Origin of the sequence: Myxococcus sp. AB036A (assembly GCF_006547355.1) — a bacterium.
GTDB classification, from domain to species: Bacteria; Myxococcota; Myxococcia; order Myxococcales; family Myxococcaceae; genus Myxococcus; species Myxococcus virescens.
The window spans coordinates 78,917-87,010 of the sequence record NZ_VHLC01000030.1 but is presented as its reverse complement, the minus strand read 5'-3'; the positions used below and the strand labels follow the sequence as shown (position 1 = coordinate 87,010).

The 8,094-nt window shown below is 71.4% G+C and carries 8 protein-coding genes; 7 read left to right on the top strand and 1 reads right to left on the bottom strand.

Going from position 1 to position 8,094, the window contains the following annotated elements; translation table 11 throughout:
• Window positions 1-1,110, bottom strand: a 1,110-nt coding sequence (locus FL344_RS15115; RefSeq protein ID WP_141619028.1) for an isochorismate synthase MenF, incomplete at its 3' end; no start/stop codon positions are given.
• A 104-nt stretch (window positions 1,111-1,214) separates the two neighbouring features.
• Here FL344_RS15115 and aroF point away from each other — a divergent pair.
• From aroF to FL344_RS15080, 7 genes are read left to right on the top strand one after another with little or no spacing between them, the layout of a single operon-like run.
• Window positions 1,215-2,126 (top strand): 3-deoxy-7-phosphoheptulonate synthase, encoded by a 912-nt coding sequence (aroF, locus tag FL344_RS15110; RefSeq protein WP_011553556.1) that lies wholly within the window; start codon window positions 1,215-1,217, stop codon window positions 2,124-2,126.
• Entirely contained in the window at window positions 2,123-2,812 is a 690-nt protein-coding gene (gene ubiE / locus FL344_RS15105; RefSeq protein WP_141593490.1) for a bifunctional demethylmenaquinone methyltransferase/2-methoxy-6-polyprenyl-1,4-benzoquinol methylase UbiE, read from the top strand. The genes aroF and ubiE overlap by 4 nt, the downstream gene beginning before the upstream one ends.
• The gene (locus FL344_RS15100; RefSeq protein WP_141619027.1) at window positions 2,793-3,395 is read left to right on the top strand and encodes a shikimate kinase; all 603 of its coding nucleotides are present in this window, start codon (window positions 2,793-2,795) and stop codon (window positions 3,393-3,395) included. The genes ubiE and FL344_RS15100 overlap by 20 nt, the downstream gene beginning before the upstream one ends.
• Window positions 3,392-4,663 (top strand): shikimate dehydrogenase, encoded by a 1,272-nt coding sequence (locus FL344_RS15095; RefSeq protein WP_141619026.1) that lies wholly within the window; start codon window positions 3,392-3,394, stop codon window positions 4,661-4,663. The genes FL344_RS15100 and FL344_RS15095 overlap by 4 nt, the downstream gene beginning before the upstream one ends.
• Window positions 4,660-5,679, top strand: coding sequence for a chorismate synthase (gene aroC, locus FL344_RS15090; protein WP_141619025.1), 1,020 nt, complete (start codon window positions 4,660-4,662; stop codon window positions 5,677-5,679). The genes FL344_RS15095 and aroC overlap by 4 nt, the downstream gene beginning before the upstream one ends.
• A complete protein-coding gene (locus FL344_RS15085; RefSeq protein WP_141619024.1) occupies window positions 5,676-6,746 on the top strand; it encodes a 3-dehydroquinate synthase family protein in 1,071 nt (356 codons plus the stop codon). The genes aroC and FL344_RS15085 overlap by 4 nt, the downstream gene beginning before the upstream one ends.
• On the top strand, window positions 6,743-8,035 hold the full coding sequence (locus FL344_RS15080) for a 3-phosphoshikimate 1-carboxyvinyltransferase (protein WP_194863116.1): 1,293 nt from the start codon (window positions 6,743-6,745) through the stop codon (window positions 8,033-8,035). Before FL344_RS15085 ends, FL344_RS15080 begins: the two co-directional genes overlap by 4 nt.
• The last annotated feature ends 59 nt before the right edge of the window (window positions 8,036-8,094 follow it).

Sequence of the window (8,094 nt, the reverse complement as noted above, 5' to 3'; positions counted from 1 at the left end):
CCCCGCGTACCACCCACGGTCCAGGCCTTCGTGCTCCACCAGGAACGACAGTGCGCGCTCCCGGGGCGTACCGCCCACGGCCGGCGTGGGATGCAGCGCCTCCACCACCTGCGCCGGCGTCACCCCCGGCCGCAGCTCGGCGCGAAACCCCGTCCGCAGGTGCACGACGTTCTTCAAGGCCAGCAGCGCGGGCTCCGCGTCCGACGACACCTGCTCCGCCAGCGGCGTCAACGCGGTGACGAGGTAGCGCACCACGGACGCGTGCTCGCGCACGTTCTTGTCATGGCCCCGCAGCCCGTCCGCCTGGCCGGGCGCGGCCGTGCCCGCCAGGGCCTCCGTCTCCAGCACCTGACCGTCCACCCGGCACAGCGTCTCCGGCGTCGCGCCCAGGAAGCATGTGTCGTCCGGCGCGCGGAACAGGAAGGTGGCGCAGCGGGGATTCTGCTCACGCAGCCGCGCCAGCACGTCCACCACATCAAAGGGCGCGGGCCCTTCCGCATCCAGCGGGCGCGCCAGCACCACCTTCTGGAGGTGCCCGGACGCAATCGCGTCCAGCGCGCGCTGCACCCGCACCTCGAAGTCCGGCCGCGACGCGCGCAACTCCAACGCCACGGGCTCGCCGCGCGCATGCCGGTACGACTCCGGGAAGCAGGCACGGACGCGCTCCAGCCGCGAGCGCACCAGGTCCTCCCCCCCGCGGCCTTCCTGCGCGAAAGCCACCACGCACGCGCCGCGCGCCGTGCGGAACACCAGCACCTCGGGCAGCGTCCAGCGCGTCACACCGTGCGACGCCCACGCCGTGTCCACCGTGCCCGAGTCACCGAAACGGATGCCGCCAAACCAGGGGCCCGGCATCGACTCCGGGGCTTCGCCCAGCCAGCGCACCTGCACGCGGCCCAGCGAGGCCAGCACGTCAGGAATGTCGGAGGCGTCCTGCGCCTCCACCACCGCCGCCTCACCCCACCCCGCCGCTGCGTCCTGCGCCAGCGGACGCTCCCAATAGACGGTCGGAACGCCCAATACGTCCGCACCCGCGAGCGGATCCACCACCGCAAGGGGCGTCATTCCGGCCACCCAGCGCTGGCTCTCAACGGGATTGTGCGTCTTCATCAGCGTTCCTCATCGGCGATTGCGTCGCAATCACCTTCGGTTGTCTTCTAAGCCATCTCGGCTATACATGCACCAAGGAGTTCAAAACCTCTTGAACTCCATGAATGGGAGGGTCCGTGGGAGGCAAGCGGCCAGACGAACCAGCCGGGTCCGGACGGGCCCCGGGCGCGCTGCGGGTGCTTCGCGTGGAGCGGCCCGAAGGCACTCGCGTGCGAGTGGGCCCCGTGGAAGTCGGAGGCCCCGGGTTCGTCGTCATGGCTGGCCCCTGCGCGGTGGAAGGCGCGGAGCAGGTGCAGCACGCCGCCTCGGTGGTGGCCGCCGCGGGTGCGCATGTCCTGCGCGGTGGCGTATTCAAGCCTCGCACCAGTCCCTACGCATTCCAGGGCATGGGCGAGCCGGGCCTGCACGTCCTGGCGGAGGCCGGGCGCCGCCACGGCATGCCCATCATCAGTGAGGTGATGGAGTCGGCGCAGATTCCCCTCATGGAGGAATCCACGGACATCCTCCAGGTGGGTGCGCGCAACATGCAGAACTACTCGCTGCTTCGGGCCCTGGGGAAGGTGCGCAAGCCCGTGCTGCTCAAACGAGGCCTGTCGGCCACGTTGCAGGAGTGGCTGCTGGCCGCCGAGTACATCCTCGACGGCGGCAACGAACAGGTGATGCTGTGCGAGCGCGGCATCCGCACCTTCGAGACGGAGCTGCGCAACACGCTGGATCTGGCGGCGGTGGCCTGGGCGAAGCAGCGCTCCCACCTGCCCGTCATCGTCGACCCGTCCCATGCGACGGGCGACCCGGCGCTCATCCTCCCCATGTCGCTGGCGGCCGCGGCCGCGGGGGCGGACGGATTGTTGATTGAGGTCCACCCGAAGCCCGAGCAGGCCATGTGCGATGGGCACCAGGCCCTGACGCCTGAACGCTTCGAGACGTTGATGCGGCGGCTGCCAGCCGTGCTAGACGCGGTGGACCGACACCTTTGGCGGCCGGAAAGCCCGGCCCAGGTCGTGAGGGCGCGATGAGTACTGAAGTCCGTGAGATGTTCTCTTCCATCGCCACGAAGTACGACGTGACGAATGAGGTCCTCTCGTTCGGCATCCACCGGCTGTGGCGCCGGAAGGCCGTCCGGCTCAGCACCGCGAAGGAAGGAGACCGCGTCCTCGACTGCGCTTCGGGCACTGGCGACCTGGCCCTGGCCTTCAAGCGCAAGGTGGGCGCCTCCGGCCGTGTCGTGGGCACGGACTTCTGCCCGGAGATGCTGGAGAGCGCCCCCGCCAAGGCGGAGAAGGCGGGCCTCCAGGTGGACTTCCAGGTGGCCGACGCGATGGACCTGCCCTTCGCGGCCGACAGCTTCGACGTGGCCTCCATCTCGTTCGGCATCCGCAACGTGGATGACCCGGTGAAGTGCCTGAAGGAGATGGCTCGGGTGGTCCGGCCCGGTGGCCACGTCGTGGTGCTGGAGTTCGGCCAGCCCACGGGTGCCTTCGGGGCCTTGTTCCGCTTCTACAGCAAGACGGTGATGCCCACGATTGGAGGGCTGCTGACGGGCAACCGCGCCGCGTACCAGTACCTGCCCAAGACGTCCGCCGCCTTCCCGGCCGGTGACAAGTTCCTGGAGCTGATGGACCAGTCCGGGGCCTACGCGGCAAGGTCCGCGCATCCGCTCACGTTCGGCACCGCCTACGTCTATGTCGGCACCGTCCGCTGAGGAGCGGCGGCACCTCGTTGAACAGATTCTCGCCTCGGTGGATCCCCGGCTCGCGCCGGGACTGAGGGAGGCGGTAGCCCGCCCGGGCCCCTCCCTGCTCCCCGGCTCCGGTCAGACGGTGGTGCTCGCCGGCCACCGGAGCGCGGGCAAGTCGCGCCTCTTGCCCATGGTGGCCCGCATGCTCGCGCGCCCCGGGCTGGACCTGGACGCACACCTGGAACGCCTGCATGGGCGCCCGCTGCGCAGATGGGTGGCGGAAGCGCCGCAGGAATTCCGGGCCGCTGAACGCCTCGCCCTGCAAGGACTGCCGGCCGGAGGGCTGGTGGCCGTGGGAGGCGGTTTCCTGTCGCACCACCCCGACGCGCTGACCGGGCTCTTCACCCTGGTCGTCCCCATCTGTTTCGACACCTACCGTGCACGGCTGCTCACGGACCGGACGCGCCCGCGGCTCCGCGCCGACGTGTCGCTCGAAGAAGAATTGTCCGCGGTGTTCCATGAGCGCGAGGTGCTGCACGCCCGCGTCCCCACCGTGGCCCTGGAGGACTTCCTCCGAGGCTGCCTTGCCCCCGAGGTGCCCCTGTGACGCCCGCACGGCGCGTCGTCACCCTGCCCCCCACCCTGCTCGGCGAAGACGCCGTCCGCTTCGCGCGCGACGGCCAGCGCCGTGGGGCGGACGTCCTGGAAATCCGCACGGACCTGCACGCCCCTGACGCCATTTCGCCCGAGGCGCTGGCGGCGGTGCTGCCGCTGCTCGTCTCCGAGCGGGGCAAGCCGCTGCCCGCCCCCTGGGTGGCCGCGGCCTGGCGCGTGGACAGGGACTTGATGGACGCGTCGGGGCAGCAGGCATCGCTGGCGGCACCTCCGGGAAAGCTGCTCGCGTCGCACCACGCGAGCCGGCAGCTCTCCACGGAGGAAGCGCTCCAGTTGTGGGAGCGAGAGCTGCCCGCCGACGCCCTGGTGAAGCATGTGGAGCCGATGACGGACCCGGCCCACCTCGTCACACTGCTGGAGACGCAGCGGCGGATGGCGGAGCGCTTCGGTGCCACGCGTGTCACGGTGCTGGGCATGGGCGCGGTGGCGTTGCCCACGCGGGCGCTGCTCGCCCAGAACAACGTGTTGGACTACGTCGCGGCGGGAGGCGCCTGGGTCGCGGCGCCCGGCCAGCGGCTGCTGGACGACGCCGTGCGAGCGCTGCGCGGCGCGGACCGGTACACGGTGGCGCCGCCGCTGCGGCTGGGCATCCTGGGGACGTCCATCGTCCACTCGCGCTCGCCCCGCATCCACCGTCAGCCCTTCGACCGCATCGACCTGCCGGAGGACGGGCCGGTGGAGGCCGTGGTGGACGCGCTCCTGCCTCACTACGGAGGCTTCGCCGTCACCAGCCCCTTCAAGCTGCGCCTGGCGAAGCACACGGGGTCCTCGCTGGACGCCATCAACACGCTGGTCCGCCGGGGCGGCCGGTGGGAAGCCTTCAATACCGACACGTTCGGCGCCCGCACGGTGCTCGAGCGGCTCGGGGCTCGCGAAGTCTTCGTCCTGGGGGACGGTGGCGCCACCTCGGCGCTCCGGTCCGTGGCGGCGGAGCTGAGCTGCGACTTGCGCGTCTTGCGACGCGCCGACATCCAGGCGCCTCTCACAGGGGCGGGCGTCTGGACCTGGCCCGATAGGGTGCCCGCTCCTGACGACCTGCGCTTCGACGGGGCCCGTGTGGCGGTCATCGCCTACGGAGCCCCGGGCCGGCGCATCGCCGCGGAGATTGTCCGTCGCGGCGGTACTCCGGTCCTGCTGGGTGCGGCGTGGTTCATCGCGCAAGCCCGGCGTCAGCGCCAACTCTGGGAGTCCGCGACATGAATACCTTCGGCGACCTGTTTCGCCTGACGACGTTTGGAGAGAGCCACGGGCCCGCGCTCGGCGCCATCCTGGATGGCTGCCCCGCCGGCGTGCCCCTGACGCGCGAGCAGGTTCAAGTCGCGCTGGACCGTCGGCGCCCCGGCCAGTCCACCATCACCACCGCGCGCAGCGAACCGGACCAGGTGGAGATCCTGTCCGGCGTCTTCGAGGACAAGACGCTGGGGACGCCCATCGCCGCCATCGTGCGCAACACCAACCAGCGCTCGGGGGACTACGAGAAGCTGAAGGCCGAGGACCGGCCCGGCCACGCGGACGCCGTGTGGCGCGAGCGCTTCAAGCACCGTGACCACCGCGGCGGCGGGCGCACCAGCGGGCGCGAAACGCTCTGCCGCGTCATCGGCGGCGCCATCGCCGAGGCGTACCTCGCCCGGGACGTGCCTTCCATCCGCACCGTCGCCTACGTGTCCCAGGTGGGCAACCTGGTGGCCGCCGTGCCCGCGCCGGGACTCACCCGCGAGCAGGTGGACGCTCACGCCACGCGCTGCCCGGACGTCGCCATCCGCGACGAGATGTCCCAGCGCATCCTCACCGCGAAAGAGGCGGGCGACAGCCTGGGCGGCGCCATTGACGTGCGCGTGGAGGGCCTGCCCGTGGGTCTGGGCGAGCCCATCTTCGGCAAGCTCAAGGCGCGCATCGCGCAGGCCCTGGGCAGCATCGGCGCCGTCACGGGCGTCGTCTGGGGTCCGCCGGACCTGCTCGAGCGCATTGGCCAGCCCGGCATCCAGTTCCACGCCGTGAAGGACGCGTACGGCGGCATCCAGGGCGGGCTCGCCAACGGTGAGCCGATGCAGATCCGCACCTTCTTCAAGCCGCCCGCGACGCTGCAGGAGCACGCGAAGGGTGGCCGTCACGACCCGTGCATCATGCCCCGGGCAGTCCCGGTGCTGGAGGCCATGGTGTCGCTCGTCATCGCCGACCTCGTCCTCCACTTCAACGCGAGGCCCCACGCGCCATGAGTGCTCTTCCTCCCGGGGCCTACCGTCCGCCGTCCGACCGCTGGGGCACCTTCGCCCGCCTCGCCAAGAACCTGCCCGAGGGCAGCGTGGCGGTGGTGGACCGCACCGTCGCGAAGCTCCACCCCACCCTCATCCCCACCCTGGAGGCGCGCAGCCCCCGCGCCATCATCCAGCTCACCGGCGGCGAGAGCGCCAAGACGTTCACCGCGCTGGAGAAGGTCCTGGCCAACGGCCTGGCCCTTCCGCGCTCAGGCACGCTCGTGGCCGTGGGCGGCGGCACCATCGGTGACGTCTCCACCGTGGCCGCGCATGTCCTCAAGCGCGGCGTGCGCCTGGTGCAGGTCCCCACCACGCTGCTGGCGGCGGTGGACAGCAGCGTCGGCGGCAAGGGCGCTGTCGACATGACGGTGCGCGGGCGCGTGGTGAAGAACCCGGCCGGCGTCTTCCACTACGCGGACGAAGGCTGGGTGTGCCCCGAGTTCTTCGACACGCTCTCCGATGCGCAGCGCCGCGAGGGCGCGCTGGAGGCCTGGAAGATGGTGGTCAGCCTCGACGCGCCGCTCTTCCGTCGCTACGTGCGCAAGCCGCCCGCGCTCGAGAAGCTCGTCAAGGACGCCCGCGCCCTCAAGGAGCGCATCTGCGCGCAGGACCCGTACGAGCACACGGGGCTGCGCCGGGTGCTCAACTTCGGCCACACCTTCGGCCACGTGCTGGAGAGCGTGTCCCGCTTCAAGCTGTCCCACGGCGACGGCGTGGGCCTGGGCATGCTGCTGGCCCTGGACGTGGGCCGTCACCTGGGCGTGACACCGGAGCCCGTGGCCACCGAGGTCGAAGCCGCCCTGGCCAATGGCCCCGGCGTGCAGGGCCGCGAGCGCGCCGCCGCCCTGCTCCGCCGCGCGCCGATGAAGGACGTGCGGGCGCTGCTCACCGCCGACAAGAAGGCCGGCGCCAAGGGCGAGCTGCGCATGGTGCTGCTGACGGCCATTGGCGCCACCGAGGTGCGTGACGTGGACGAATCAAGCTGGCGCGCCTTGTGGCCCGCGTGGGCGAAGGGGGAGCGACCATGAGCACGGAGAAGGCTTCCCGTATCGTGGTGGACCCCTCCACGCTGCACGCCGCGCCCCTCACCCCGCCGGTGTCCAAGTCGGACGCGCAGCGGGCGCTGGTGCTGGGGCACCTCACGGGCTCGTGGCCGCTGCCCTCGGTGCAGGCCGAGGCGGACGAGGACCTCCCCGCCGACGTGCGCGTGCTGCGCCAGGGCGTCGAGGCCCTGCGTCTGCCTCCGGATGCCGTGCGCGACATCGACTGCGCGGACGGCGGCGCGCCCTTCCGCATCCTGGCCACCCAGGCGGCGGTGACGCCCGGCGCACAGGCGCGCTTCACCGGCACGCCCCGCCTGGGCGAGCGGCCCCACGGCCCGCTCTTCACCTCCCTGCGCGAGGCCCTGGGTCCCGCGGGCCTCACGCTCACCGAGGGCACGCCCTGGCCGGTGGAGCTGCGCGCGCCCCGTGACACGTCGAACGTCTCTCCCGTGTTCCGCGTGCCGGGCGCCCAGAGCAGCCAGTACGCCTCCAGCCTGCTGCTGGGCTGCGCGGCGCTGTACCTGCGCGAGCGCCGCCCCTGGCGCGTGGAGATTGACGGGCCCCTCACCAGTGCGGGCTACCTGGAGCTGACCCTCACGTGGCTGAGCCGCTTCGGCTTCGACATCCAGCGCTCCCCGTCGAGCTACACCGTAGCCGGGTACGCGGCGCCCCCGGCCGTCCCCACGCTTCCGGGGGATTGGTCGTCCCTGGGCTACCTGCTGCTGGTGGCGTGGAAGACGGGCGGCACCGTGGTGCGCGCGGACACGGGCAGTGCCCACCCGGACGACGCCATTGTCCGGTTGATTGAGCAGGTGGGCCTGCGCGCGGTGCCCGCGGACGCTCCCTTCACGCTCAAGGTGGAGGGCCGGCTTTCAGGAGGCCTTCGCGCCTCCGGCGAGGAATGTCCGGACCTGCTCCCCACGCTGGCCGCGCTCGCCTGCGTGCTTCCGGCGCCCTCCACGCTCACGGAGGTGGGCATCCTCCGCGTCAAGGAGAGCGACCGTCTCGAGGGCATCCGGACGCTCGTGAAGGCGTTCGGCGGAAACACGGAGCTCCAAGGAGAACGGCTGCTGATCCAGCCACCCCGCACGCCACCTTCGGGCTTCGAGATGAGCAGCGAGGGGGACCATCGTCTCGCGATGACCGCTGCGACACTGTGTGTCCTGTCCGGCACGCCGCTGACACTCACCGGTCCAGAGTGCGTGGAAAAGAGCTTTCCTGGGTTCTGGCGCCAGTTGTCCAGGGTGGGTGTTCGGATAACTGATGCAGGATGAGACCCTCAGTGTCCGTCCAGCAGACTTATCGTTCTTTTTTGTTGAAAGCACTCTCCCCC